Source organism: Corynebacterium gottingense (assembly GCF_007559235.1).
GTDB classification, from domain to species: domain Bacteria; phylum Actinomycetota; class Actinomycetes; order Mycobacteriales; family Mycobacteriaceae; genus Corynebacterium; species Corynebacterium gottingense.
Map to the genome: position 1 here is coordinate 76,482 of NZ_VMHH01000007.1, position 23,997 is coordinate 100,478.

The following is a 23,997-nucleotide window of genomic DNA, read 5'->3' on the forward strand; positions in this document are numbered from 1 at the left end:
AGGTAAGGCGGAGAAATCTACGCGCACTATTACGATGGAGGACACCCACGTGAAGTCCCTGAAGCCGGTTGCCGCTCTGGTGGCCGCGTCCGCATTGGCACTGTCCGGCTGCTCCGCCGGTCAGATCACCCAGACCTCCGACCAGGTCGCCGCCGTCGACGGCGCTACCGCCTTCACCGACAACCGGGAGGTTTCCGTCCAGGACGCCACCGTCATCCTGCAGGAAAACGGCCAGGCCGCGGTGAAGTTCACCGCCACCAACCAGGACACCGCGATGAAGGACCACACCCTGCGGTCCGTGAAGGTCAACGGCACGCCGGCGAACGTCCAGGGCGCGAAGCCGATCGCGTACAACTGCGTGCTCGTCGCCGACGCCGCCGAGAGCCTGGCCAACGTGCCGCAGTCCGAGGACGCGTGCATCCAGTACGTGCCCACCACCGTGGCCAACGACGACTTCGCGTACGGCGGCACCGTGCCGGTCGAGTTCGACTTTGACAGCGGCTCCGTGACCGTGGACGCGACCGTGTCCGCGCCACTGCTGGAGTCCGGCCAGGTGGAGCGCGAGGCAGATCGCTAAAAAACCGCGCAGCGTCCACACCTGCACCGAGTGTGGATACACTGCACCGAAGTGGCTCGGGCGCTGCCCCGAGTGCGGGTCATGGGGGACCCTGCAGGAACAAACACCCGTCGCCACCAGCTCCGCGCTGACACCCACGTCTTCAGCGGAGCCCATCACGCTTATCGACGCCACGTCGACCCACACCATCGCCTCAGGCATCACCGAGCTCGACCGGGTGCTGGGCAGCGGCGTCGTCCCGGGGTCCGTGGTCCTCATGGCCGGCGAGCCGGGCGTGGGCAAGTCCACGCTCCTGCTGGAGGTCGCGTCGCGCTGGGCCGCCCAGGGGCGCAACACGCTGTACGTCACCGCCGAGGAATCGGCCGGCCAGGTGCGGGGACGCGCCGAGCGCACCGGGGCCCTGCACGACAGCCTCTACCTGGCGGCGGAATCCAACCTGGACGTGGTGTTCGGGCACGTCGAGCAGGTGAAGCCGTCGCTGCTCATCGTCGACTCCGTGCAAACCATGCAGGCCAGCGGCGTCGAAGGCGTCGCGGGCGGGGTGGCGCAATCGCGCGCGGTGACGGCCGCGCTGACCAGCCTGGCAAAGCGGACCAACCTGCCCGTCCTGCTGGTGGGACACGTGACCAAGGACGGCAACGTCGCCGGCCCGCGCGTGCTGGAGCACCTTGTGGACGTGGTGCTGAACTTTGAGGGCGACCGGCACTCCACGCTGCGCATGCTGCGCGGCATCAAGAACCGGTTCGGGGCGACCGATGAGGTCGGCTGCTTCGAGCAGACCGCCGACGGCATCCGGGAGGTGCCTGACCCTTCCGGCCTGTTCCTCTCGCACCGGGGGAAGACGCCGGACGGGTCCGCGGTGACGGTGGCGATGGACGGCGTGCGCCCCATGCTCGCCGAGGTCCAAGCGCTGACCGTCGACCCCGTGAACAAGAGCCCGCGGCGCGTCGTTACCGGCCTGGACTTCAACCGAGTGCCCATGGTGCTCGCGGTCCTGCAGGCGCGCTGCGGGCAGCGCACGAACGACAAGGACGCCTACGTGGCCACCGTCGGCGGTGTGCGCATCACCGAGACCGCCACCGACCTGGCCGTGGCGCTGGCCACCTGGTCAAGCCTGCACGAGACTCCCCTTCCGCCGAAGACGGTGGTGATCGGCGAGGTCGGGCTCGCCGGCGAGCTGCGCCGCGTCCCCAGCCTGCAGCGGCGCCTGCAGGAGGCGGCGCGGCTGGGCTACGAGCGCGCGATTGTGCCCGCCGGCGGCGACGCGGACGCGCCCGGCATGGACATCACGCGGGTGTCCACACTCGGCGAGGCGATCGCCGCCGTCTCACCCGCTAAGTGATGTTAAACGGCGCCGGGTCGGAGGCGTTATCGCCGATCACAGCGTGCAGGAAGTAGGACCCGGCCGGCACCGGCTGGCGGTTCTCGCACGCCTCCGGCGCGGACCCGGTGGCGGACCAGCGCGCCTCGAACCCGCGGGTCGCGCCCGGAGCGAACGTCTGCATCCCGCCGACGACGGGCTCGTAGCAATCCGTGTCCGCCCAGACGCGCTCGTTGGTGCCCATCGCGTACACCTCGAAGCGCAGCTTCGCCTCGTCGAGGTTGATGTTGCAGTCCACGTCGGTGGGGTTGCGCACCTCCATGTACAGCACCGGCTCCGTGCCCGCCGGGTAGGACGGCTGGTTCGTCGTCGCCGTGATCTGGAGGTCCTTCAGCGAGCACTCGCCCGGGTTCGCGGGCGCGGCCGCGACGCTCGACTCCGAAGACGCTGTCTCGCTGGCAGAGCTGGTCGAGTTGGCAGAGCTCGTGCCGGATTCCTCACCGACGACGGTCTCGGTCGGCTCCGCCTTCGGCTTCTCCTCGCTGGGGCTCGGGCTGGCGGTCGCCTCGACCGAGCTGCTCGCCGTGTCTTCGCCACCGCCGCCGGAGCGCGCCACCGCGGACAGGCCCCACACGATCAGCCCAACGAGGACCAGGAGCGCCACGAGGACGACCACGCGGCGTCGCATGTAGATCTCGGGCGGAAGCGGACGCTTCGGCGGGCGCTGGGCTGGTCGGCGCTGGTCGGTGGGGCGCTGGTAAGTCATGCCTTTACCTTAGCCACCGAAGTTCTCGTACACGGTCTCGACGCGGCCATCCTCCAGGCGGTAGCGCGCACCGACCAGGCCCACGGTGCCGTCGTCAATGCCCTTGCGCAGCGACGGGATCCGGTCGAGGAGGTGCGTTGCGGTGACGCGGGCGTGGGTGCGCTCGATTTCCGACGAATCCACGGGGCCGTCCGCCTGCGCCGTCAGCACGGAGGGAGCGATCTTCTCCACGAACACGCGGGTCAGGCCCGTGGGTAGCTTCGCACTGTTCACGCCCTGGATCGCGGCGCCGACCGCGCCGCAGCGCTCGTGCGACAAGAACAGGACCAGCGAGACGCCGAGGTCCTGCACCGCGAAGTCGACGGAGCCGGCGACGGAGGAGTCGATGCAGCCACCCGCGTTGCGGATGACAAAGACGTCGCCGAAGCCGGCGTCGAGCAGTAGCTCGACCGGCACGCGCGAGTCGGAGCACGCGATGACGGCCGCGACCGGGTTCTGGCCCGCGGTGAGCGACTGGCGGCGGGCCGTGTCGCGGTTCGGCGCCAGCGCCTCGTCGGTGGCGAAGCGCTCGTTGCCCTCCTTGAGCGCGGTCCAGACGTCGGTCGGGGTGGATGGGGTGGCTGTCGTTTGTTCAGTCATGTGCCTATTCTGTCACTCATCGTGGATGAATCGAAGCAATATGAACATTTAATCGCCTGGTACGAGGCCAACGCGCGCGACCTGCCGTGGCGCGCCCCCGGCACCACCGCCTGGGGCGTGCTGCTTTCCGAGGTCATGAGCCACCAAACCCAGGTCGACCGCGTCGCCCCGATCTGGCAGGAGTGGATCGCGCGCTGGCCCACCCCGCACGCCTTCGCGCAGGCGGGGGCGGACGAGGTGCTGCGCGCCTGGGGCAACCTGGGGTACCCGCGGCGGGCGCTGCGGTTGTTGGAGTGCGCGCGGGTGATCGTCGATAAGCATGGCGGCGACGTGCCGGCGGACGTGGACGCGCTGCTCGCGCTGCCCGGCATCGGCGACTACACCGCGGGCGCCGTGGCCAACTTCGCGTACGGGCGCGACGTGCCGGTGGTGGACACGAACGTGCGGCGCGTGCACGCGCGGGCGGTGCGCGGCGAGGCGACCGCGAAGCCGTCGAAGCGCGAGCTCACCGAGATCCCCCACGGGCCGCAGCTGTCGGTCGCGCTCATGGAGCTCGGGGCGCTCGTGTGCACCGCCCGCGACCCGCGCTGCGGCGAATGCCCGGTCGTCGACTGCGCGTGGCTCGCCGCCGGGAAGCCGCCGGCCGTGGAGAAACCGCGCTCGCAGAAGTTCGCGGGCACCGACCGGCAGGTGCGCGGCAAAATCATGCGTCTGCTGCGCGAATCGACCGAGCCCGTGGAGCAATCGCTTATCGACGCCACGTGGCACCACCTCGCACAAACCCACCGCGCCCTCTTCTCGCTGCTCGACGACGGGCTCGCGGTGCAGGACGAGGACGGTCGCTTCCGCCTGCCGCGGTAGCGCTATATTCGAGCCATGTTTGCAACCGCCTTCGCCATCTCGATGCTCGCCGGCCTGTCCACGGGCCTCGGCGGCGTCATCGTCGCGCTGAAAGGCGACATCGGCGACCGCTTCCTCGCAGGCTCGCTCGGGTTCTCCGCGGGCGTCATGGTTTATATCTCGCTCGTGGAGCTGCTGCCGGAGGCGATGGACTCGCTGCGCAGCGGCTGGACCGCGATCGCGGCGTTCTTCGCGGGCGTGGCGCTCATCGCGGTGATCGACCGGCTCGTGCCGGACGACATCAACCCGCACGAGCCGGAGAAGTCGGGCGCGACCGGCGCGCTGCGCCGCGCGGGCGTGCTCACCGCCATCGCCATCGCGCTGCACAACTTCCCCGAGGGCTTCGCCACCTTCATGGCCGCCTACGCCGACCCCGTTCTCGCCGCCCCGATCGCTATCGCCATCGCGCTGCACAACATCCCGGAGGGCGTCGCCGTCGCCGTCCCCCTGTCGCGCGGGACCGGCAATCGGTGGCGCGCCGCCGGCTGGGCCACCCTGTCCGGCCTGGCGGAGCCGCTGGGCGCGCTCGTCGGCTTCGCGCTCATCGCCCCGTTCATGGGCCCGCAGACGATGGGACTGTCGTACGCCGCCGTGGCGGGGATCATGGTGTTCATTAGCATCGACAAGCTGATGCCCAGCGCGATCCAGACCGGCCACCACCACACGTCCGTCTACTGGATGATGGGCGGAATGGGGTTAATGGCTGCCAGCCTGCTCATGTTGGCCTAGCATCAGCCTGGTGAAGACCACTACATTCATCCTTCCGGCCGCGGCGGTGGCGCTGGTGTGCGCGGGGAGTCCGGTGGCGGGGGCGTCGATAAGCGAACCGCCCGGAACGCTCCTGAGCAGCGCCGACGTGCCGGCCAGCGACGGCCAGCGCATCCGCTACACCACCCAGAACGAGGCCGGCGAGACCGTCGAAGTCTCCGGCGCGCTCTACGACACGCCCAACGCGCGCGGCCTCATCGCCGTCGCCCCCGGCACGCGCGGCATGGCGGACCACTGCGCGCCGTCGGCGGGCGAGGCGATGCTCTCGTCCATCAAGGACGGCTCGATCGGCATCAACTACGAGGCGCCGATCGTGGGCACGCTCATCGGCGCCGGCTACCGCGTCGTGGTCACCGACTACATCGGCCTCGGCACCCCCGGCACCCACACGTACCTCAACCGGATCGAGCAGGGCCACGCGCTTATCGACGCCGCCCGTGCCACCGCCCACGACGACGAAGCCATCGCGTTTTGGGGCTACTCCCAGGGCGGGGGCGCCTCCGCCGCGGCCGCCGAGTTGGTCGCCGACTATGCGCCCGAGCTCGACGTGCGCGCCACCTTCGCCGGCGCACCGCCCGCCGACCCGCTGGCCGTGATGGAGCAGGGCAGCACCGGGATGCTCGAAACCGTCGTGGGCTACTCCACGATCAGCTACGCGTCGACCTACCCCGACTTCCGCGAGGCGCTCGAGGAGCACCTCACCGACGAGGGCCGCCGCTGGTTCGCTGCACTGGAGAAGTCCTGCATCACCGACCCGCCGATCCCCCACGGCGACCTGTTTGAGGGCGGCGAGACGCTCACCGAGCTCGTGCTCACCGACGACCGCTTCACCCGCACCCTCAACCACAACAAACTCGGCACCGTCCCCGTCAGCGCGCCGATCATGGTGATGACCAACCCGGATGACGACCTCGTGCCCGAGCAGCAAGCCACGCAGCTGGCGCGCGACTACGAGGCGCTCGGCTCCGACGTGGAGTACCGCCTCCTGTCGGTCCCCGGCACGAAGACGGCGCCGCTGTCCTCCGGCAGCTCGCTCGCACCTTTCGACGACGCCGACGCCCTCACCCGCTTGAGCTCCTACCCCATCTCCAACATGCCGGTCGCGGGCCACGCCGCCCCGATCGTGCTCAACGCCGGCGACGCCCTGGCGTGGCTCGCCGACTACATGCCGCCGAAAAAAATCGACGCCACCCGCGTTGCGGTGACGTCGATTTTGGCGGTACTCGCGGTCCTTGCAGGCGTCGGCTCCGTGCTGGCGCCGAGCCTGCTCAGCCCGGCTTAGACCGGCTCGGGGCCGCGGCCGTCGGTTCCTTCGGTGCCGTCAGTGCCGTCAGTGCCGTCAGTGCCGTGGTCGCCCGACTCATCGGGGAAGCGCGACGCCTCGGACTCCGGCTGCTCGCGGGACGGGTCGATCTCGCGGACCTCATCGGCGGGCTCGCCCTCGGAGCCCTCGGCAGTCTCGGCGATCTCGGCGCCGTCGAAGGTCTCCGCCGGCAACGGGCGCGGGCGCGGCGTGAAGGTGAACTTCGCGTTCTTCTCGTCGCCCTCGACATCACCGTCCACGTCGACGGTGATGATCTCGCCGGCACCGATCTCGCCGAACAGGATCTTCTCAGACAAGACATCCTCCACCTCGCGCTGGATGGTGCGGCGCAGCGGACGGGCGCCCAGGACGGGGTCGAAACCGCGCTTGGCTAGGAGGTTCTTCGCGGCGTCGGTAAGCTCGATGCCCATGTCCTGCGCCGCGAGGTTGAGGTCGACGCGGCTGATGAGCAGGTCGACCATCTGCACGATCTCCTCCTGCGACAGCTGGCGGAAGACCACGATCTCGTCGATGCGGTTGAGGAACTCGGGGCGGAAGTGCTTCTTCAGCTCGTCGTTGACCTTGTGCTTCATGCGGTCGTACTGCGCGTCGGCATCGGTGGCGGTGTTGCCGGTGAAGCCGAGACCGACCGGCTTCGAGATGTCGCCGGTGCCCAGGTTGGACGTGAAGATGAGCACGGTGTTCTTGAAGTCCACGACGCGGCCCTGACCGTCGGTGACGTGGCCCTCCTCGAGGACCTGCAGGAGCGTGTTGTAGATCTCCTTGTGCGCTTTCTCGATCTCGTCGAACAGCACAACGCTAAACGGCTTGCGGCGCACCTTCTCCGTGAGCTGGCCGCCCTCCTCGTAGCCGACGTATCCCGGAGGCGCACCGAACAGGCGCGACGCGGTGAAGCGGTCGTGGAACTCGCCCATGTCCACCTGGATCAGCGAGTCGTCGTCGCCGAAGAGGAACTCGGCCAGCGCCTTCGACAGCTCCGTCTTACCCACACCGGACGGGCCGGCGAAGATGAACGAACCGGACGGGCGCTTCGGGTCCTTCAGGCCCGCGCGGGTGCGGCGGATGGAGCGCGAGACGGCCTTGACCGCCTCGTCCTGGCCGATGATGCGCTTGTGCAGCTCGGTCTCCATGTGCAGCAGGCGCGAGGACTCAGACTCGGTGAGCTTGAACACGGGGATGCCGGTCCAGTGCGCGAGCACGTCCGCGATCTGGTCCTCGCCCACCTCGGCGATGTCCTCGAGGTCGTCGGAGCGCCACTTCTTTTCCTTCTCCGCGCGCTCCTCGCCCAGCTTGCGTTCGGTGTCGCGCAGGCCGGCGGCCTTCTCAAAGTCCTGGGCGTCGATCGCCGCTTCCTTTTGCTTGCGAACCTCCGCGATGCGGTCGTCCACCTCGCGCAGCTCCTCGGGCGCGGTCATGCGCTTAATGCGCATGCGTGCGCCGGCCTCGTCGAGCAGGTCGACGGCCTTATCCGGCAGGAAGCGGTCGTTGATGTAGCGGTCCGACAGGTTGGCGGCGGCCTTGAGCGCGTCGTCGGTGTAGGACACGCGGTGGTGTGCCTCGTAGCGGTCGCGCAGGCCCTTGAGGATCTTCACGGTATCCTCGAGGCTCGGCTCGTCCACCTGCACCGGCTGGAAGCGGCGCTCCAGCGCGGCGTCCTTCTCGATGTGCTTGCGGTACTCATCCAGCGTGGTCGCGCCGATGGTCTGCAGCTCGCCGCGCGCCAGCTTCGGCTTGAGCAGCGACGCCGCGTCGATCGCGCCCTCGGCGGCACCGGCGCCGACGAGCGTGTGGATCTCGTCGATGAACAGGATGATGTCGCCGCGCTGGTTGATCTCCTTGAGCACTTTCTTCAGGCGCTCCTCGAAGTCACCGCGGTAGCGCGAACCCGCCACGAGCGAGCCGAGATCCAGCGAGTAGACCTGCTTGTCCTTCAGCGTCTCCGGGACCTTGCCGTTGGCGATGTCCAGCGCCAGGCCCTCCACGACGGCCGTCTTACCCACGCCGGGCTCACCGATGAGCACCGGGTTGTTCTTCGTACGGCGCGAGAGGACCTGCATGATGCGCTCGATCTCCTTGTCGCGGCCAACGACCGGGTCCAGCTTGCCTTCCTTGGCGGCCGCGGTGAGGTTGCGGCCGAACTGGTCCAGCACCAGCGAGTTGGAGCGCTCGCCCTGCTGGTTGCCGCCGCGCGGGCCGGGGCCGGATGCGACCGGGCCGGGGCCCGCCTGCGGCACCTCGGGGTTCTGGTTGTCGCCCTCGTAGCCGGAGAGCAGCTGGATGACGGTTTGGCGCACCGTCGGCAAGTCTGCCCCGAGCTTGGTCAACACCTGCGCGGCGACGCCATCGCCCTCGCGGATCAGGCCGAGCAGCAGGAACTCGGTGCCGATGTACTTGTGGCCCATCTGGAGGCCCTCGCGCAGCGAGAGCTCCAGCACCTTCTTGGCGCGCGGTGTAAACGGGATGTGCCCGGAGACGGGCTGCGAGCCGTGGCCGATAATCTCGATGACCTCGCGGCGCACGTCGTCGAGATTAATGCCCATTTGCTCGAGCGCCTTCGCGGCGACGCCCTCGCCTTCCTTAATCAGGCCGAGCAGGATGTGCTCCGTGCCCATGTAATTGTGGTTGAGCTCGCGCGCTTCTTCCTGCGCCAGCACGATCACGCGCCGTGCTCGGTCCGTAAACCTCTCGAACATGGTGTGCCCCTTCTTGTCGTGAGTTTTCACCTACTCTAACGCGCCACAGCCCCAATCCATCCCGTGTTCGCCACTGGCGAACACGCAAACCCCTAACCCTATTTAGACGCACCAAACCGGCCCGCGGTTCCCTCCCGGGCCGAAAATGGGTAAAACCTCACAACCCATTGTTTCCCCAGCTCATGGCCGGTAACGTGGCTGCCATGAACGCACTGGCAGACCTCGTATCCATCGACCGCCGCGGCATGCAACTTGTCGCGGCGGCCGCTGGCATGCCCCTCGAGGACCTCACCGCCCTCGGCCTGCCACGCGACCGCGCCCGCCAACTCCACACCGCCGCAACCGTACTGTGCGGCACAACCAGCCACACCGCCTACCAACGCCGCGCCCACACCGGCGCCGAGCACCACCAGCACCGCCTGGACACCCTCGCCTACATCGCCCGCAGCGCCCGCACCATCACCGACACCACCGCCCGCTGGACCTACATCGACACCCTGTGCAACACCCCCGGCGACCTGACCCACATCACCCGCGCCGGCAACGAACTGAAAGCCGAACTCAAACCCGCACCCCCACGCCGCGAAAAAGCCCGCGTGACCCACCACGGCGACGGCATGGCCACCCTGCGCATCACCGGGCCCGCCCTGGCCATCCAAGGCGTCTACGACGCGGCGAAAGACAACATCACCGGCTGGCTGGCAAACGACTGCCCCAAAGCCGACTACCTCGTGCGAGTTACCGCCAACCTGGACCTCGGCGACTACCAGCGCATCATCGCCGGCACCGGCGACGACGTCGAGGTCCACTTCGCCAACGGGGTCATCACCACCGGGGAAGAATTCGTGCGCATGCAACTCGAAGAGCTCGGCAGCATCATCCTCATCGGCGCGATGGACGGGCCCGTCAACGCCTATCAAGCGCGCTTCGCCTCGGCGAAACACCGCGAGATCATGCTTGCCGACGCCACCACGTGCACCTGGAAAGACTGCACCGTACCAGCCACACACTGCCACGCCCACCACATGACCGAACACCGCCACGGCGGCGAAACCACACCCGCCAACCTTGGTTGGTTGTGCCAGTACCACAACTCGCAAGCCGCGACCGGCGCCCGGGGACACACCGAACGGCGGGACGGAAGGATCTACTACGTCTCACCATACGGAAACGCCACCCCAACCGGCACCGACCACACCGCCCGCGCGCCCAGCCGCAAACCGCCCGACTGACCCCCAACGCAAAAGCCCGCGCGCCAGCAACCCTGGCGCGCGGGCAAGCATGCCTGAAAGGCGTTAGAGCAGGTCGCGCAGGACCGGGTCTGCGATCTTCAGCACGTTCTCGCGCGCTTCCTTCGCGGTCGGGGCGTCGACGGCGTAGTTAGCCATCTGGCGGCACGTGTCCATATCGTGCAGGCGCAGCGCGGCGCGCACCGCGTTCACCTTCGTCGGCGCCATGGACAGCGAGGTGATGCCCAGGCCGACAAGCACGAGCGCCATCAGCGGGTCGCCGCCGGCCTCGCCGCACACGCCGACCGTCTTGCCGGTGGCGTAGCCGCCCATGCCGGTCGCCTTGATCATGTTCAGCACCGGCGGCTGCCACGGGCTGAGCAGCTCCGCCAGCTCACCTTGCATGCGGTCGGCGGCCATCGTGTACTGGGACAGGTCGTTGGTGCCGATGGAGGCGAAGTCAGCGATGCTCAGCACGTGCCCGGCGCGGATCGCCGCCGCCGGGGTCTCCACCATGATGCCCACCTTGGGCAGCCCGTAGCCGCGGGCCTTGTCGCAGAACCACTGGGTCTCCTCTACCGTGGCGACCATCGGCGCCATGACCCACAGCTCGGCCTCCGGCACGTTGGCGTGCGCGTTGGCCAGTGCCTGCAGCTGGTCGTTGAGCAGGTCCTCGCGGACCATGGACAGGCGCAGCCCGCGGCGGCCCAGCGCCGGGTTCTCTTCCTCGCCGAGGTTGGCAAAGCTCAGCGGCTTGTCAGCGCCCGCGTCCAGGGTGCGCACGACCACGCGACGTTTGCCAAAGGCACGCAGCACGCGGGTGTAGGTCTCGGTCTGCTCGTCCACGGTCGGCGCTGAGTCGCGGTCCAGGAACAAGAACTCGGTGCGGAACAGGCCGGAGCCTTCCAGGTCGAACTTGGAGGCCTTCTCCGCGTCCTCCGCGGTACCGATGTTGGCCAGCAGCTTCACCTTGTAGCCGTCGCGGGTCGCGCCCTCGCCGGACGAGCCGGCCAGCGCCTCCGCGCGGCGGCGGGAGCGCTCCTCCAGCTCGTTCACGTCGGAGTCGGAAGGAGCGACGATGACTTCGCCGACGCCGCCGTCGATGGCGAGCGGGGTGGCGTCGTCAATCGCCCCAAGGATGTCCTTGACCTGCACGGCCGCCGGGATGCCCAGCTGCGCGGCCAGGATCGCGGTGTGCGAGGTCGCGCCGCCGCCCTCGGTGACGATGCCCAGCACGCGCTCCGGATCGAGCGTCGCGGTCTCGGCGGGCGCGAGGTCGTGGGCGACGAGGATCGACGGCTCGGCGAAGTCCGGCACGCCCGGCTCCGGCAGGCCGCGCACGCGCGCGGTGGCGCGGTCGCGGATGTCGTACAGGTCGGTCACGCGCTCCGCCATGTAGCCGCCGAGCTTGCGCAGCTTCCCGGCGTAGACCTCGACGGCGTCGTGGATCGCGTGCGTGACGCCGGTGCCCTTCTTCAGCTCCTTCTCGATGCCGCGGATCAGCCCACGGTCCGTCGCCAGCGTCGCGGTCGCCTCCAGCACCTGCTTCGACGTCGCGGAGTTCGCATGCTCTGCGCGCTGCTTCAGGGACTCCGCCACCTCCTGCAGCGTCGCCTTGACGCGCTCGCTGTCGCCCTCGATGGCGGCCGGCTCGTTGTCGTCCACGCCGACGGCGGGCCTCACAACTGCAAGCGGGCCGGATGCGGTGCCGGCGGACACTCCGATTCCGTAGAGAACAGTGCGGTTGGTCATGGTCATTCCTTTCGCTAGTCCGCCCCCCGACACTACTCGCCCGCCTGCGCCTCCTGCAGCCTGGCGACGTGAAGCCCCAGGTACGCGACTTCGTCGTCAGTCAGCTCGCGTCCGAACCGCAGCTCAACCACCTGCGCGACCTTCCGCGCTATCTCCATCTCGGCGGGGTACGCGCGCAGCAGCTCGCGCGTCAGCGGCGAATTCCCGTGGTCCAGCTGCGCCCCGCGCTCCAGCCGCACGAAGAGGTACCTCGCATGCGTGATGAAGCGGGCAGTGCTTATCGACGCCACGTCCACCCCCGAGCCCCATTCAGCCCCAATCACGTCCAGCATCTGCTGGATCACGCCCGTCATGCGGTACGTGTGCGCCAAGTTGCCTGTGTTGAACCCCGCGTTGACCAGGTGCAGGGTCAGCGCCGTCGCTTCCTCGGGCGGGAGCGGCGCGTCGAGCCGCCGGTTGATTGCGGCGAGCAGCCGCTCCCCCTGCGCCGCCTCCTCCGGGTAGAGGTGCGTGACCTCGGCGCGAAGCGGGTACTCCACGGTGGTGCCTGCCTTCGCCCGCTCGGCGGCGCCGCCGATGTGGTCCGCGATGGCGGTCACCAGGGTCAGCCGTGGGTTCACGCCGATCTCTTCGAGGGCGGCCGCAGCATCATCGACCGTCCGGGCCGGTAGCCCTGCGATCATTTCGCCTGCGTGGTCGGGGTCGCGGCCGTCGATAGGCACGAAGATGCGCTGTGCCTTGGTCTCGTCGAGCGCGTCGCCCTGCTTGATCTTGAAGCCCACGCCGCGGCCGGTGACCACGACCGGCTCGTCGCCGCGGCGGGCGAGCACGACGTTGTTGTTAAACACGCGCAGGACTTGCATGCCCTAAGCGTAACGCGCCCGCCGCGGGATCTTCCGCTGCGGGCGCGTTGTGGCTGAGTGGACCTTACTTGGTCACGCCGAGGACGGGCTGCCCCTCGGTGACGGTGTTGGTGGCCAGGTCATCAACACCGGTGAGCGTCTTGGAGTTGACCACCGTGGTGATCACGGTCGGGTCGACGCCGGCTGCCTTGATGGACGCGAAGTCCACCTCCGCCAGCGGCTCGCCGGCCTTGATCTGCTGCTTCTTCGCGGCGACCGGGGTGAAGCCCTCGCCGCCGAGCTTGACGGTGTCAATGCCAATGTGCACCAGGATCTCCACGCCGTCGGCGGTCTTGATGCCGTAGGCGTGGCCCGTCTTAGCCACGGAAATGACCTTGCCGGACACCGGGGCGGCGACGGTGACGTTGTCAGCCTGCGGCTCGATGCCGACCGCGTGGCCGAGCGCGCCGGACGCGAAGGCGGCGTCGCCGAGCTTGTCCATCGGGACGACCGCGCCGGCGATCGGTGCCAGGACCTCCTTGGTCACCACGGCGGGCTCAGCGGGTTCAGCAGGCTCAGCCGCGGCCGGAGCGGCAGCTGCAGGAGCGGCAGCGGGGGCAGCGTCGGCGGCGTCGGCAGCCTCGGTCTCCACGCCGTCACGCGCAGCGGCGGCGCGGGCGAGCGCCTCCGCCTTCTCCTCCGGGGTGCGGTAGTCGGTGATGAGGATGACGAAGAAAGCCGTGAAGAACGCGACGGCAATCGCGACGAGGTAGACCCACATCGGGTCGAACACGAACACGGTCGGGATGGAGGTGAACACGAAGGCGTTCGTCTTCACGCCGCCGAACGGGGTGCCCAGGATCGCGATGGTCAGGCCACCGGCGAAGCAGCCGACGAGCATGCGCGGGTAGATCTTCTTGAAGCGCAGGTGGATGCCGTAGAGCGACGGCTCAGAGATGCCGCCGAGCAGGCCAGCGGCCAGGGCGGAGCCGGCGGTCTGGCGCATGAGGGGGTCGCGGTCGCGAAGCGAAATGGCCAGCACCGCGGCGGTGGCACCGAAGCAGGCGAAGTTCCACGCACCCATCGGGCCCTGGATGAAGTCGTAGCCGAGGGTGTCAATGTTCACCAGCATCAGGGCGTTGAGCGGCCAGTGCAGGCCAAGCGGCACCAGGAACGGGTACAGCATCGGGATGAGCAGCGCGAAGACGAACGGGGCGTTGCCGTTCATCCAGGCTAGGCCGGTGCCGATCCAGGCGCCGAGCAGGTAGCCGAAGGGGCCGATGAGGAAGGCGGTGACCGGGATCATCACCAGCAGGGTGAGGAACGGCACGAAGACCATGTGCACCGCGGACGGGATGATCTTCTGGAAACCCTTGTACAGCGCCGCGGCGACCGCGGCCATAATGAGCGGCACGAAGACGTTGCCTTCGTAGCCGTTGTGAATCATCGGCAGGCCGAAGACGTCGATCACATCGGTCGGCTCGCCGAACAGTTCGACCACGCGCGCCTCGGGGTGCTCGTCAAGCGTCATGTAGTTCGGGGTGAACAGCGCCAGCATGATCGCGGCGGGCACCCACGGGTCAATGTTGAGCTTCTTGCCGGCGTTGTAGGCCACCGCGACGGGCAGGAAGTAGAACACGGAGTTCCACATCGCGTCGACGAACTGCCAGCCCGGGGTCTTCACCTCCGCGTGGAAGTCCACGAGGTGGAACGCGTCGAGCACCGCCGCAAACGCGATGATCAGCGACGCACCAAGCAACACGCCCAGAATCGGACGGAACGAGTCCGACAGGTACTCAAAGAACGTATCCAGCCACGGCAGCCGGCCCTTGGCCTTGTCGCGCTGCTGCTTCTTCAGGTCGTCGTTGGACACGGCACCGTGCCCCGCCATCTCCGGCAGGTTATTGATGTCGTTGTACACATTCGCCACGTCACCGCCGATGATGACCTGGTAGCGGCTCCCGCCCTGCGGCACAGCACCCATCACCTTGGGGTTGGCTTCGAGGCGTTCCTTGTCGGCCTTGGTGGCGTCGACAAGCTCGAGGCGCAACCGCGTCGCGCAGTGCGTCATGCTCACAATGTTGTCCGGCCCGCCGATACCGGCGAGGATGTCGGCAGCCTGCTCCTGGCGGCCGACCTTCGTGGATGCCATCGGTATGCTCCTTTTCGCTTCAGGCAAACAAAAAGACCTGGGACGCCAAAACGCCCCAGGTCTTGCCCCGCGAACTCACGCGGGTAACAACCCTGTTGTTGGCCTCAATCTTAGGCCCGCCGCCACCGCAATAGCAAAGGGCAGGGCACTCCATCCGAGGGTAGAGAGCAAACTGGGCACCCCGGGCAGCGCGATCACGCCCATCGTGCACACCAGCGCCACGCCGGCCGCCCAACTGCGCACCGGGGAGCGCAGGTCCACCGCCGTCATGGCCAGCGGGATCAACCACACCGCGTAGTAGCCCTGCAGCAGGCCGCCGACCAGGAACACGCCGCAGAACAGCACGCCGATCGTGCAAAACGCCCACACCACGCCGAGCTCGCGCCGCTGCGGGAACAGCACCGCCACCGCGCCGAACACGCCGATGAGCACGACGATGCTCACCGCGACCGTGCCCGCGCCGCTGAGCCCGAGCGCGCCGATCGCGCCGTTGTCGTACTGCCGCGTCTCCGCCAGGTAGGGCACAAGCCGCTCGGTGTACCAGCCCGGCTCCGCGGTGGTCGCCCAGCCGATGCCAAACAGGGCGGCGTAGACCGCCACCGCGCCCACGAGCACCCACCACTGCCCCAGCAGGAATGGCACGGCGATGAGCACGATGAACTGCGGTTTGATCGTCACCGCGTACGCGAGCAGGAGCGTGGCGACGATCCGTGAGCCTGGGTAGTCGCGCAGGCACGCGTGCACGAACGCCACCATGACCAGCAGCAGGAACCCGTTGATATTCGTGAGGTAGATCGTGGATTCCACCGGCTCCGGCACGTTGAACGCAATGCCGATCGCCGCGAGCGTGAGCGGGCGCGCCAAATCCGGCGCGACCATCTTGGCGGTCCACCAGAGGGCAATGCTTATCGACGCCACACTCGCCCCCACCATCGCCCACCGGGCCACATCGAACGCGCCGAACACCGCCAGCGGCGCCAGGACAACGTTCGCCCCTGGCCCGTAAAGGTAGTGGGGGTCGGACGTGGAGTAGTCCTCGTTGTAGACCGGGACGCCGTGCGTGTAGCGCTGGACGGCGTCCCAGATGGGGACGAAGTCGAGGCCTTCGCGAAGCAGCGGCAGGATGATCGCGGCGCGCAGCAGGCCGATGATCGCGGCGGACCAGAGCAGCCACGCCGGCACGCGCCGCGGCAGCAGCGCGGTGCGTGCCTCACCGGCCGCGGTGCGCGCGGAGTGGTCCGCGCTCGGTGTCACCTACGCCTCCGGCTTGACCATCGGGAACAGGACGGTCTCGCGGATGCCCAGGCCGGTCAGGGCCATGAGCAGGCGGTCCACGCCCATGCCACAGCCGGCTGTCGGCGGCATGCCTTGTTCCATGGCGGCGAGGAAGTCCTCGTCAAGCACCATGGCCTCGTCGTCGCCGTTGGCGGCCAGGCGCGCCTGGTCCTCGAAGCGAGCGCGCTGGATCACCGGGTCGACGAGCTCGGAGTAGCCGGTGGCCAGCTCGAAGCCGCGGACGTAGAGGTCCCACTTTTCGGTCACGCCCGGCTTGTCGCGGTGGTCGCGCGTCAGCGGCGAGGTCTCGACCGGGAAGTTGGTCACAAACGTCGGTTCGTAGAGCTGGTCGCCGCACAGCTCCTCCCAGATCTCCTCGACCAGCTTGCCGTGGCCCCAGCCGGCACCCTCCGGCACCTTGAGGCCGATGGTGTCGGCGATGGCGGTGAGCTCCTCCACGCTCGACTCGATGGTCACCTCGGGCTGGCCCGGGAACTTGCGGGCGAGGGCCTCGTTGAGGCTCGGGTACATCTCCAGGACTTTCCACTCGCCGGAGAAGTCGTACACGGTGCCGTCGGCAAGCGTGACCTGCTCGGAGCCGAAGACCTCGCGGGCGCAGAACTGCACCAGGCCCTTCATCATTTCGGCGCCGTCGTGGTAGGTGCCCCACGCCTGATAGGTCTCCAGCATGGTGAACTCCGGCGAGTGCGACTTGTCCACGCCCTCGTTGCGGAAGTTCCGGTTGATCTCAAAGACGCGGTCGATGCCGCCGACGACCGCGCGCTTGAGGTACAGCTCCGGCGCGATGCGCAGGTACAGGTCAATGTCCAGCGCGTTCGAGTGGGTCACAAACGGGCGGGCGGCGGCGCCGCCGTGCAGCGTCTGCAGCATCGGCGTCTCAATCTCCACGAAGTCCTCGCCCGTGAGGTACTTGCGCACCGCGGCGATGGTGCGGATGCGCGTCATCGCGTTCGTGCGGGCGTCCTCGCGCATGATCAGGTCCGTGTAGCGCTGGCGGACGCGCTGCTCCTCGTTCATGTCCGCGAACGCGACGGGCAGCGGGCGCAGCGCCTTGGACGCCATTTGCCAGGACTGTGCCTGGACGGAGAGCTCGCCGCGTCGAGAAGCGATGACCCGGCCCTTCACGGACACGATGTCGCCGAGGTCAGTGTCCGACTTCCACGCGGCCAGCGCGTCCTCGCCGACCTCCGCGAGCGAGAGCATGACCTGCAGCTGCGTGCCGTTGCCCTCCTGCAGGGTGGCGAAGCAGAGCTTGCCCGTGTTGCGCTGGAACATGATGCGGCCCGCGACAGCCACCACGTCCTGGGTCTCCTGCCCCGGCTCCAGCTTGGTCGCGCCGTCACCCTCCCCCTCGGGCACGGCCTGGTACTTCGCCCGCAGGTCCTGCAGGGAGGTGGTCCGCTCGACGCTGACTGGGTAGGCGTCCTGGCCGGCGTCGAGAAGCTTCTGCCTCTTGTCCCGGCGGATCTGCTGCTGCTCTGAAAGTTCTGGCGTATTCACGTTCAGCCATCGTAGTCGGTCAGCGAGGCTCACTCGACTCCACGGTCACGGTACCGCGCCGCCCGCCCACAAGACTCACCGCGGCCAGGGCGATTATCGACGCCACCACCCCCGCCACGAACGCCGAGGCAGACCCCTCCGCCTGCGTCGCGCCCGCCGCCACGCGCAGCGACATCACACCGATGAGCACCGCGGTGCCGGCCGCGCCGCCGAGCTGCTGCAGCGTGTTGAGGATCGCGGAGCCGTGCGAGTACAGCGCGTTCGGCAACGCGGACAGCGACGCGGTGAGCAGCGGCGTCATCACCATCGCCATCGCCACGTTCACCGCGATCAGCGAGACCACGATCACCCACGCCGGGGTATCCTCGCCAAGCAGCAGCCACAGCGCGGCCTGCGAGGCCCCCATGAGGATCGCACCAGGGACGGCCAGCGGGCGGGTCCCCACGGCGTCGTAGATCCGCCCCGCGATCGGCGAGGCGATCCCCTGCGCCACGCCGCCCGGCAGCAGGAGCAGGCCGGTGAGCAGCGTGGACAGCCCGAGCGCGCCCTGCATGTAGATGGGCAGCAGGTTCACGGTGCCCAGGAACGCGCCGAAGATGAAGACGACGGCGATGATGGAGCAGGTGAAGTCGCGGTAGCGGAACGCCCCGAAGTCCAGCAGCGCGCGGTGGCGGGCGGCGAGGCGGCGCTGGCGGCGCACGAACACGACGGTGAACGCGATGCCCACCACCAGCGCGATCGCCGGGGCGACGGATTCGCCGGTGAGGAGCCGCGTGAACGTGGATAAGCCGTAGACCAGGCCGCCGAACGCCAGCACCGACAGTCCGACCGAGGGCAGGTCGAGCGGCGTCGAGCGGGTCTCGCCGACGTTGCGCATGAAGAAGAACGCGCAGACGACGAGCAGCACGGGCACCGGCACCATCACCCAGAAGATGTGGTGCCACGTGTACGCGTTCAGCACCGCGCCGGCCAGCGCCGGGCCGAGCGCCGGGGCGACCGAGATCACCACGGCATTGAGCCCCATCACTGTGCCGCGGCGCTGCGGCGAGACCACGTTAAGCGTGACGGTGAACAGCAGCGGGATCATCACCGCCGTACCCGCGGCCTGGACGATGCGGGCGAGGATGAGGACGACGAAGGCAGGCGAGAGCGCCGCGAGCACGCTGCCGCCGATGAACAGGCCCATCGCGGCGAAGTACAGGGTGCGGGTGGACAGCCGCTCGATGAGGAAGCCGGTGGTGGGGATCACCACGGCCATCGTGAGCATGAAGCCGGTGAGCAGCCACTGCGCCACGTCCGCGCTGACCGCGAACTCCTGCATGATCGCCGGCAGGGCCACCGAGACCGTCGTCTCGTTGAAGATCATCATCATCGCCGAGAACACGAGGATGCCAAGCAGGACCGCCGGGTTGGGTGTGGCGGAAGCGGTACGGGCGGTCACGCGCGGAGTCACCTTTCTGTGGGATAAAAGAAGGAGCACGCGGGCAGCACGCTTATCCGCGCTCCCCTGTGCTCCAGGCAATGCTGAGCCCGCCTACTGTATGCCACGGCGGGCGGTGGCGCTACTCGCACATCGGCAGCGCGAGTCGCTTCTCCTCGGCCTCGTGGCCGTTGATGACCACCATGAACTGCTCCTTGTTCTCCGGCACCATCACGAAGGCCGGCGGGTAGGCGTCCGGGACCTCGTAGGAGTCGATCATGCACTCGCCGCTGCCCAGGATGACGGCCTCGTCGCGGCCCGGCACGACCTCGTCGCGCGCGTCCTGCGACACGTATTTGGACACGGACACGCCCAGGTCCTGGTTGGCGCAGCGGATCTTGCCCTCCTGGCCCTGCTCCGGGGTGGCGGACTCGCACTGCAGGTCCTCCCAGCCCTTCTGGCCCGAGCTGCCGGACACCAGCTGCGGGTACGCCTCGGCGATCTCCGCGTCGGCGCCCTCCCACTGCGCGCCCCGGCTGTTGTCCCACCACCACCAGAACGCGCCGAGCGCGATGAGCAGCAGGACGAGCACCGCGATGATCCAGGGCCACGGGTTCATCTTGCTCTTCACCACGGCGGGGCGCTTGTACTCGCCGGTCGGGCCGTAGGCGTACGGCTCCGGGGGCTTGCGGTAGCCGTCCTGCGGGCGCGGCGCCACGGAGGTCAGCGGGCCCTGGTCCTCGACCGCGGAGGCGGCGCCGCCCGCCAGGGCGAGGAGGTAGCCGGCGCAGGAGCCGGACTCGCCGGCCAGCTCGGCGTCCACGGGGATGCCGGTGAGCTCGGCGACGAGGTCGCGGAAATCGGCGCGGTTGCGCTCGGCGGAATCGGTGGCCTCACTCAGCGAGGGCGCGGGGCCCACGAGCGCCATCTTCACGGGCGTGGACGACCAGGCGGGCTGGACCAGCAGGTGGTCCGCGGTAATCGAGCGGGCGACAAAGTCAGTGTGGCCTTCGCGGTTGTAGGCGTCGATGGCCTCGGCGACCGGCTGGAGCAAGTCGCGGGCCTCGGTCTTGGTAAAGGCGGAGCCGACGGCCTGCTTCTCGCCCAGCAGCTGGCGCAGGGGCGTGCCGGTCGGGGCCTCGCGGAGCACAAACAGGTGCCCGCCGTCGGTCAGGCCGGCCCCGCGCGGCTGGAACACGCCCGGGTGCGACGCCTCCGCGAGTGCGGTGTTGAGCGCGCCGACCACATCGGCTGCCTCAGGCCCCGGCGTGGCGGCAAACAGCTCGACCTCCACGGCCTGGCCGCTCTCGTTGGACGCGGTGTACAGGGTGGAATCGGCGGTGCGGCCCGTTTCCAGGACCTGCTCCTGGTCGAAGGTGAAGCCGAAGCGCTGGTTCAGCAGTGCAGCGATGTTGGACACAGACATGCCCAAGAGTGTAGCGCCCGCTATGCCTCGATGTTTTTAAACCCGACGCCCAGCGGCACGCCGACGTTATCAATCAGGTGCACGCCGCCCAGATCGATGGCGGCGAGGAGGCGGGCGTCGCCGGTCGGTGGGGCGGGGCGCATGGCAAGGTCGCGCAGCTCAAGGTAGGCGGGCTCGACCCCGGCGGCGGCGAGCACCCCGCGGGCGGTCTCCAGGACCACGTCCGCTCCGTGCTCCGCCGCGTGCGCGCCCGCCGTCAACGCCGCGGCCAGCGCGAGCGCCGCGTCGCGGTGCTCCTCCGGCACGTCGCCGTTACGCAGGCTCACCGCCAGCCCGTCCGGCATGCGCACCGTGGGCACACTGTGGATCTTCACCTCCATGCGCAGCGCCGTGACCGCCAGCTGCGTCGCCACGAGCAGCTCGAAGTCCTTCTCCCCCAGCACCAGGTCCGTGGCGTGGGTGGCGTTGAGCGTGGCGAGCAGCCGCGCCACGTCGCGCCCGACCGCCTCGGCGTCTTCCAGGTGCTCCATCCCGGTGTCCACGCTGGCGGCGCAGCCCAGTTCTCCGTGGAAGACCACGTCGACCTTTTCCTCGGCGAAGACCTCCGGGACCTCGTCGCCCGAGAAGGTGACAAACACGTACGAGCCCAGCAGCGACTTCGCCGCCCGGATCAGCTCGATGTGCCCGGCGTGCACCGCGCGGCCGAGCGGCACGACCACGATCGACTTGCCCACCTTCCGGAACGCGCGCCCGTAGGTAGCCAGCAGCGCCTCGTCGCGCACGACGGTCGCTGCTCCCGGTGTAAACGTCATTGGTTTCTCCCTTCGTATTTGTCCATTGCCCACACTTGCATGGCGGCATCGCGGGCTTGTTCCGCACCCCTGCGCTGCAGATCCACGAACGCGCGGCGCACACCGGGGTCGTCGATCGCGCCCAACAGCAGGTCCGCCGTGGCCGGGTCAAGGCCCGGCCCCTCGCCCGCGGGCTCGTCCCCGAGCGCCGGGAGGTTGGGGATGGCGGAGGTGAGGAGTTGGTGGGCGTCGATAAGCAAGGTGCGCTGCGCGGCGCGGAGTTCCTGCGCGGCGGCGATGCGCGGGCGCGCCGAATCTGCGATGGGCACGGCGGTGCCGCCGGATTCCGCGACGAGCATGGCGACGACGCCTTCGCCGAGCTCGTCGGCCGCGGACGTGAGCCACGTGCGGCCGTGGAGGCGGTAGGCGCACATGACGATCGCGCGCGCCGTTTCCACGTCATCGAGCAGCTGCGCGCCGCCGAGCAGCGCCGTGTGCAGGAACATTTGGCGCGGCCGCGCGTACGGGGCGAGGCGGGCGGCAATGCTGCGGACTTCGGCGGGGCTGGCGACGTCGATGAGTACGAGGTCCACGTGCGCGATGAGCCCGGGGTCCGCGAGGTCGAGCGGGCGGACGGTGTGCCCGGCGCGCTCGAGGTCGTCGGCGAGCCCGCACGCGTTGCCGATCGCGCCGGTCAAGAGTGTCGGCGCCACTAGCGCTTGTTGCGTTCCAGCAGCTCGGAGACGGACAGCGAGCCCTCGCGGCCGGCATCGCGGCGGCGTCGGCCTCCGCGGCGCTCGTCGCTTTCACGCTTCTCGACGCCCTGCTCATGCCGCCCAACGTGCTCCTCCGGCTCCGGCTGTGGCTGTGGCTGTGGCTTGGGCTCCGGCTTTGGCGCGGCGGTTTCGGTCTTGGTCCGCTCGCTGATCAGCGCCGACAGCGGGTTCTGCTGCTCGCGCTGCGGCTGCTGCCCAATGTTGCCGCGCACGGCGTCGCTGCTCGGCGCGCCGCTGGGTCGGCCGCGGCGGTGGGAGCCGTTCGCGCGCTCCGGCGCCGGGGTGCGCACCACGGAGATCTTCGCGGTGTCAAAGCTCGACGGCCCTTTGGTCTCGTGCTTGTGGGACTCGGCCTTGGGCGCCTCAACCGGCTCAGCCGGCTCGCTCGGCTCGGCCGCTGCCTCGGCCTCCGCCGGTCGCTCGAGTTCCTGGATGCGCCGCGCCGCCGCGCGCACCGCGGCCGGCTCGTACTCGAAGACCTGCCCACTCATCTCCTCCAGCTGCGAGCGCAGCGCCTTGATCTCCGCTTGCAGCTCGCGGAGCAGCTCGGTGTCCACCGGGCTCGCGCCGGCGCCACCCGCGGCGGCGGCCGGCTGCCGCTCCAGGCGCGCCAGCTCTTCCTTGTGGTTCGCCTCGCTCTGCTTGAGCGCGCGGGTCGCTTCGTCGCGGTCGCGGCGCATGCGGAAAATCACGATCAGCCCGGCCGCGGCGGCCCACAGCGCGAGGATGAGCGAGATTTTCAGCGCGTTTGCCGAGTTGGTAAACAGCATCACCACCGTGCCCACGATCGCGAGCGCGAACGGCACGATGACCCAGAGGTTTCCGCGGTCACTAGAAGAGGGTTGGGCAGTCATGATTAGTACCTTAGCTAACGCCCTCGCCCGACGAGGGTGGCGACACCTCGCACGCCTTCTCCAGCAGCACCCCCGCCACCGCGAGCAGCAGCCCGCCGACCACGCCGCCGATGAGCCCCGGCAGGTCCTCCCCCGCCGCAGCGAGCGTGCCCAGCCGCGGCACCACGTACACCAACGGCCCGAGGTACGCCCCGCCGCACACCGCGCCGGCCCACGCGCACGCCTTGCCAAACAGCATAAAATTCGCGGCCATCATCGGGTTGAGTTGCGAGCGGTCCAGCCCGACCCGCCCGTCGGAGCGCCGCCGCTTCACCACCACCACGAGCACCGCGCACACCAGCGCCAGCACCCAGAGGCTCGACGGCACAGCAGCGCCTATCGACGCCACCGCCCCGTACCACCGGCGCATCAGAATCAATGTGGCCGCCGCGCAAAACCCCGCCGTCCCGATCAGCGCCGCGTAGGACGTGCGGCGCATGCCCTCGCTGCTCATCCTCTTAGCCCTCCAGTCTGCGCACGCCGTCGCGCTCCGCCGGGTCCAGGCGGGCGAGCAGGTCGGCGACGCGCTCGCCGCCCAGGGTAGCGGCCGGGTCGATCTCCAGCCAGGGCGCGAGGACGAACGCGCGCAGGTGCGCCCGCGGGTGCGGCACCGTCAGCTCCGGGTCGTTGGAGGTGTAGCCGGCGATGTCCACGATGTCCACGTCGAGGGTGCGCGGCCCCCAGCGCTCGACGCGGACGCGGTTGGCGGCCTCCTCGAGCGCCTGGCACTCGCGGAGGAGTTGGGTGGGGGTGAGGGGGGCGTCGATAAGCATGCTCTGATTGAGAAAGTCCGGCTGATCCGTCTTGCCCCAGGGGGCGGTGGCGTAGAGGGAGCTGGCGGCGACGAGCGAGTCGGCGAAGTGGGCCACCACCGAGGCGAGGTGCGCGCGCGAATCCTCCATGTTGGAGCCTGCGGAAATGACGGCGCGCAT

General features: G+C 69.2%; 21 protein-coding genes. 6 read left to right on the plus strand and 15 right to left on the minus strand.

Annotated features, from left to right (window positions below; translation table 11 throughout):
- The first annotated feature begins 34 nt into the window (after positions 1-34).
- Positions 35-577 (plus strand): hypothetical protein, encoded by a 543-nt coding sequence (locus tag FPH17_RS08830; protein ID WP_154879923.1) that lies wholly within the window; start codon positions 35-37, stop codon positions 575-577.
- A complete protein-coding gene (gene radA / locus FPH17_RS08835) occupies positions 570-1,919 on the plus strand; it encodes a DNA repair protein RadA (protein ID WP_095278727.1) in 1,350 nt (449 codons plus the stop codon). Before FPH17_RS08830 ends, radA begins: the two co-directional genes overlap by 8 nt.
- On the opposite strand, the gene FPH17_RS08840 is transcribed toward radA, so the two are convergent.
- Complete coding sequence (locus FPH17_RS08840) at positions 1,912-2,664, minus strand: hypothetical protein (RefSeq protein ID WP_154879925.1); 753 nt, start codon at positions 2,662-2,664, stop codon at positions 1,912-1,914. The genes radA and FPH17_RS08840 overlap by 8 nt on opposite strands.
- A 9-nt stretch (positions 2,665-2,673) precedes the next feature.
- Entirely contained in the window at positions 2,674-3,303 is a 630-nt protein-coding gene (locus tag FPH17_RS08845) for a carbonic anhydrase (RefSeq protein ID WP_154879928.1), read from the minus strand.
- A 21-nt stretch (positions 3,304-3,324) separates the two neighbouring features.
- Between FPH17_RS08845 and FPH17_RS08850 the strand changes: the two genes are divergently transcribed.
- The 3 genes from FPH17_RS08850 to FPH17_RS08860 are packed head-to-tail and all read left to right on the plus strand — an operon-like array spanning position 3,325 to position 6,253.
- Complete coding sequence (locus FPH17_RS08850) at positions 3,325-4,164, plus strand: iron-sulfur binding domain-containing protein (protein ID WP_244288094.1); 840 nt, start codon at positions 3,325-3,327, stop codon at positions 4,162-4,164.
- A gap of 15 nt (positions 4,165-4,179) precedes the next feature.
- A complete protein-coding gene (gene zupT, locus FPH17_RS08855) occupies positions 4,180-4,932 on the plus strand; it encodes a zinc transporter ZupT (protein ID WP_154879933.1) in 753 nt (250 codons plus the stop codon).
- 10 nt (positions 4,933-4,942) lie between these two features.
- Positions 4,943-6,253 (plus strand): lipase family protein, encoded by a 1,311-nt coding sequence (locus tag FPH17_RS08860; protein ID WP_154879935.1) that lies wholly within the window; start codon positions 4,943-4,945, stop codon positions 6,251-6,253.
- Here the strand turns inward: FPH17_RS08860 and FPH17_RS08865 are convergent.
- The gene (locus tag FPH17_RS08865; RefSeq protein ID WP_154879937.1) at positions 6,250-8,988 is read right to left on the minus strand and encodes an ATP-dependent Clp protease ATP-binding subunit; all 2,739 of its coding nucleotides are present in this window, start codon (positions 8,986-8,988) and stop codon (positions 6,250-6,252) included. The genes FPH17_RS08860 and FPH17_RS08865 overlap by 4 nt on opposite strands.
- A gap of 203 nt (positions 8,989-9,191) precedes the next feature.
- Here FPH17_RS08865 and FPH17_RS08870 point away from each other — a divergent pair, with 203 nt between their 5' ends.
- A complete protein-coding gene (locus FPH17_RS08870; protein WP_154879940.1) occupies positions 9,192-10,220 on the plus strand; it encodes an HNH endonuclease signature motif containing protein in 1,029 nt (342 codons plus the stop codon).
- 63 nt (positions 10,221-10,283) lie between these two features.
- On the opposite strand, the gene ptsP is transcribed toward FPH17_RS08870, so the two are convergent.
- The 12 genes from ptsP to folK all read right to left on the minus strand — a co-directional run bounded on the left by ptsP (position 10,284) and on the right by folK (position 23,997).
- Positions 10,284-11,969, minus strand: a complete 1,686-nt coding sequence (ptsP, locus tag FPH17_RS08875; protein WP_154879943.1) for a phosphoenolpyruvate--protein phosphotransferase — start codon at positions 11,967-11,969, stop codon at positions 10,284-10,286.
- A 32-nt stretch (positions 11,970-12,001) separates the two neighbouring features.
- Positions 12,002-12,832: a PRD domain-containing protein gene (locus tag FPH17_RS08880; protein ID WP_154879946.1), complete on the minus strand. Its 831-nt coding sequence runs from the start codon at positions 12,830-12,832 to the stop codon at positions 12,002-12,004.
- Between the two features lie 64 nt (positions 12,833-12,896).
- Entirely contained in the window at positions 12,897-14,963 is a 2,067-nt protein-coding gene (locus FPH17_RS08885; RefSeq protein WP_154879948.1) for a glucose PTS transporter subunit IIA, read from the minus strand.
- A 75-nt stretch (positions 14,964-15,038) separates the two neighbouring features.
- On the minus strand, positions 15,039-16,217 hold the full coding sequence (locus FPH17_RS08890; RefSeq protein WP_154879951.1) for a glycosyltransferase family 87 protein: 1,179 nt from the start codon (positions 16,215-16,217) through the stop codon (positions 15,039-15,041).
- A complete protein-coding gene (lysS, locus tag FPH17_RS08895) occupies positions 16,218-17,759 on the minus strand; it encodes a lysine--tRNA ligase (RefSeq protein ID WP_095275636.1) in 1,542 nt (513 codons plus the stop codon).
- Between the two features lie 19 nt (positions 17,760-17,778).
- On the minus strand, positions 17,779-19,200 hold the full coding sequence (locus FPH17_RS08900) for a DHA2 family efflux MFS transporter permease subunit (RefSeq protein WP_244288095.1): 1,422 nt from the start codon (positions 19,198-19,200) through the stop codon (positions 17,779-17,781).
- 121 nt (positions 19,201-19,321) lie between these two features.
- Positions 19,322-20,605, minus strand: coding sequence for a protein kinase family protein (locus tag FPH17_RS08905; protein WP_154879954.1), 1,284 nt, complete (start codon positions 20,603-20,605; stop codon positions 19,322-19,324).
- Positions 20,606-20,625: 20 nt separating this feature from the next.
- A complete protein-coding gene (locus FPH17_RS08910; protein WP_154879956.1) occupies positions 20,626-21,417 on the minus strand; it encodes a pantoate--beta-alanine ligase in 792 nt (263 codons plus the stop codon).
- Positions 21,414-22,109 (minus strand): 6PGD fold domain-containing protein, encoded by a 696-nt coding sequence (locus FPH17_RS08915; protein ID WP_154879959.1) that lies wholly within the window; start codon positions 22,107-22,109, stop codon positions 21,414-21,416. The genes FPH17_RS08910 and FPH17_RS08915 overlap by 4 nt, the downstream gene beginning before the upstream one ends.
- Positions 22,109-23,026, minus strand: coding sequence for a DUF6779 domain-containing protein (locus FPH17_RS08920; RefSeq protein ID WP_154879962.1), 918 nt, complete (start codon positions 23,024-23,026; stop codon positions 22,109-22,111). Before FPH17_RS08920 ends, FPH17_RS08915 begins: the two co-directional genes overlap by 1 nt.
- A 10-nt stretch (positions 23,027-23,036) precedes the next feature.
- Positions 23,037-23,519, minus strand: a complete 483-nt coding sequence (locus FPH17_RS08925; protein WP_331252971.1) for a DUF3180 domain-containing protein — start codon at positions 23,517-23,519, stop codon at positions 23,037-23,039.
- Between the two features lie 4 nt (positions 23,520-23,523).
- Positions 23,524-23,997 carry a 2-amino-4-hydroxy-6-hydroxymethyldihydropteridine diphosphokinase gene (gene folK, locus FPH17_RS08930; RefSeq protein ID WP_154879964.1) on the minus strand — a complete coding sequence of 158 codons (474 nt, stop codon included), beginning with the start codon at positions 23,995-23,997 and terminating at the stop codon, positions 23,524-23,526.

Bases quoted from the DNA above. Each gene is read 5' to 3' on its own strand.
- FPH17_RS08830 (WP_154879923.1), top strand. From the start codon at position 35: ATGGAGGACACCCACGTGAAGTCCCTGAAGCCGGTTGCCGCTCTGGTG.
- FPH17_RS08845 (WP_154879928.1), bottom strand. From the start codon at position 3,303: ATGACTGAACAAACGACAGCCACCCCATCCACCCCGACCGACGTCTGG.
- FPH17_RS08920 (WP_154879962.1), bottom strand. From the start codon at position 23,026: ATGACTGCCCAACCCTCTTCTAGTGACCGCGGAAACCTCTGGGTCATC.
- FPH17_RS08865 (WP_154879937.1), bottom strand. From the start codon at position 8,988: ATGTTCGAGAGGTTTACGGACCGAGCACGGCGCGTGATCGTGCTGGCG.
- FPH17_RS08840 (WP_154879925.1), bottom strand. From the start codon at position 2,664: ATGACTTACCAGCGCCCCACCGACCAGCGCCGACCAGCCCAGCGCCCG.
- zupT (WP_154879933.1), top strand. From the start codon at position 4,180: ATGTTTGCAACCGCCTTCGCCATCTCGATGCTCGCCGGCCTGTCCACG.
- folK (WP_154879964.1), bottom strand. From the start codon at position 23,997: ATGCGCGCCGTCATTTCCGCAGGCTCCAACATGGAGGATTCGCGCGCG.
- ptsP (WP_154879943.1), bottom strand. From the start codon at position 11,969: ATGACCAACCGCACTGTTCTCTACGGAATCGGAGTGTCCGCCGGCACC.
- FPH17_RS08905 (WP_154879954.1), bottom strand. From the start codon at position 20,605: ATGTCTGTGTCCAACATCGCTGCACTGCTGAACCAGCGCTTCGGCTTC.
- FPH17_RS08885 (WP_154879948.1), bottom strand. From the start codon at position 14,963: ATGGCATCCACGAAGGTCGGCCGCCAGGAGCAGGCTGCCGACATCCTC.
- FPH17_RS08910 (WP_154879956.1), bottom strand. From the start codon at position 21,417: ATGACGTTTACACCGGGAGCAGCGACCGTCGTGCGCGACGAGGCGCTG.
- FPH17_RS08925 (WP_331252971.1), bottom strand. From the start codon at position 23,519: ATGAGCAGCGAGGGCATGCGCCGCACGTCCTACGCGGCGCTGATCGGG.
- FPH17_RS08870 (WP_154879940.1), top strand. From the start codon at position 9,192: ATGAACGCACTGGCAGACCTCGTATCCATCGACCGCCGCGGCATGCAA.
- FPH17_RS08880 (WP_154879946.1), bottom strand. From the start codon at position 12,832: ATGCAAGTCCTGCGCGTGTTTAACAACAACGTCGTGCTCGCCCGCCGC.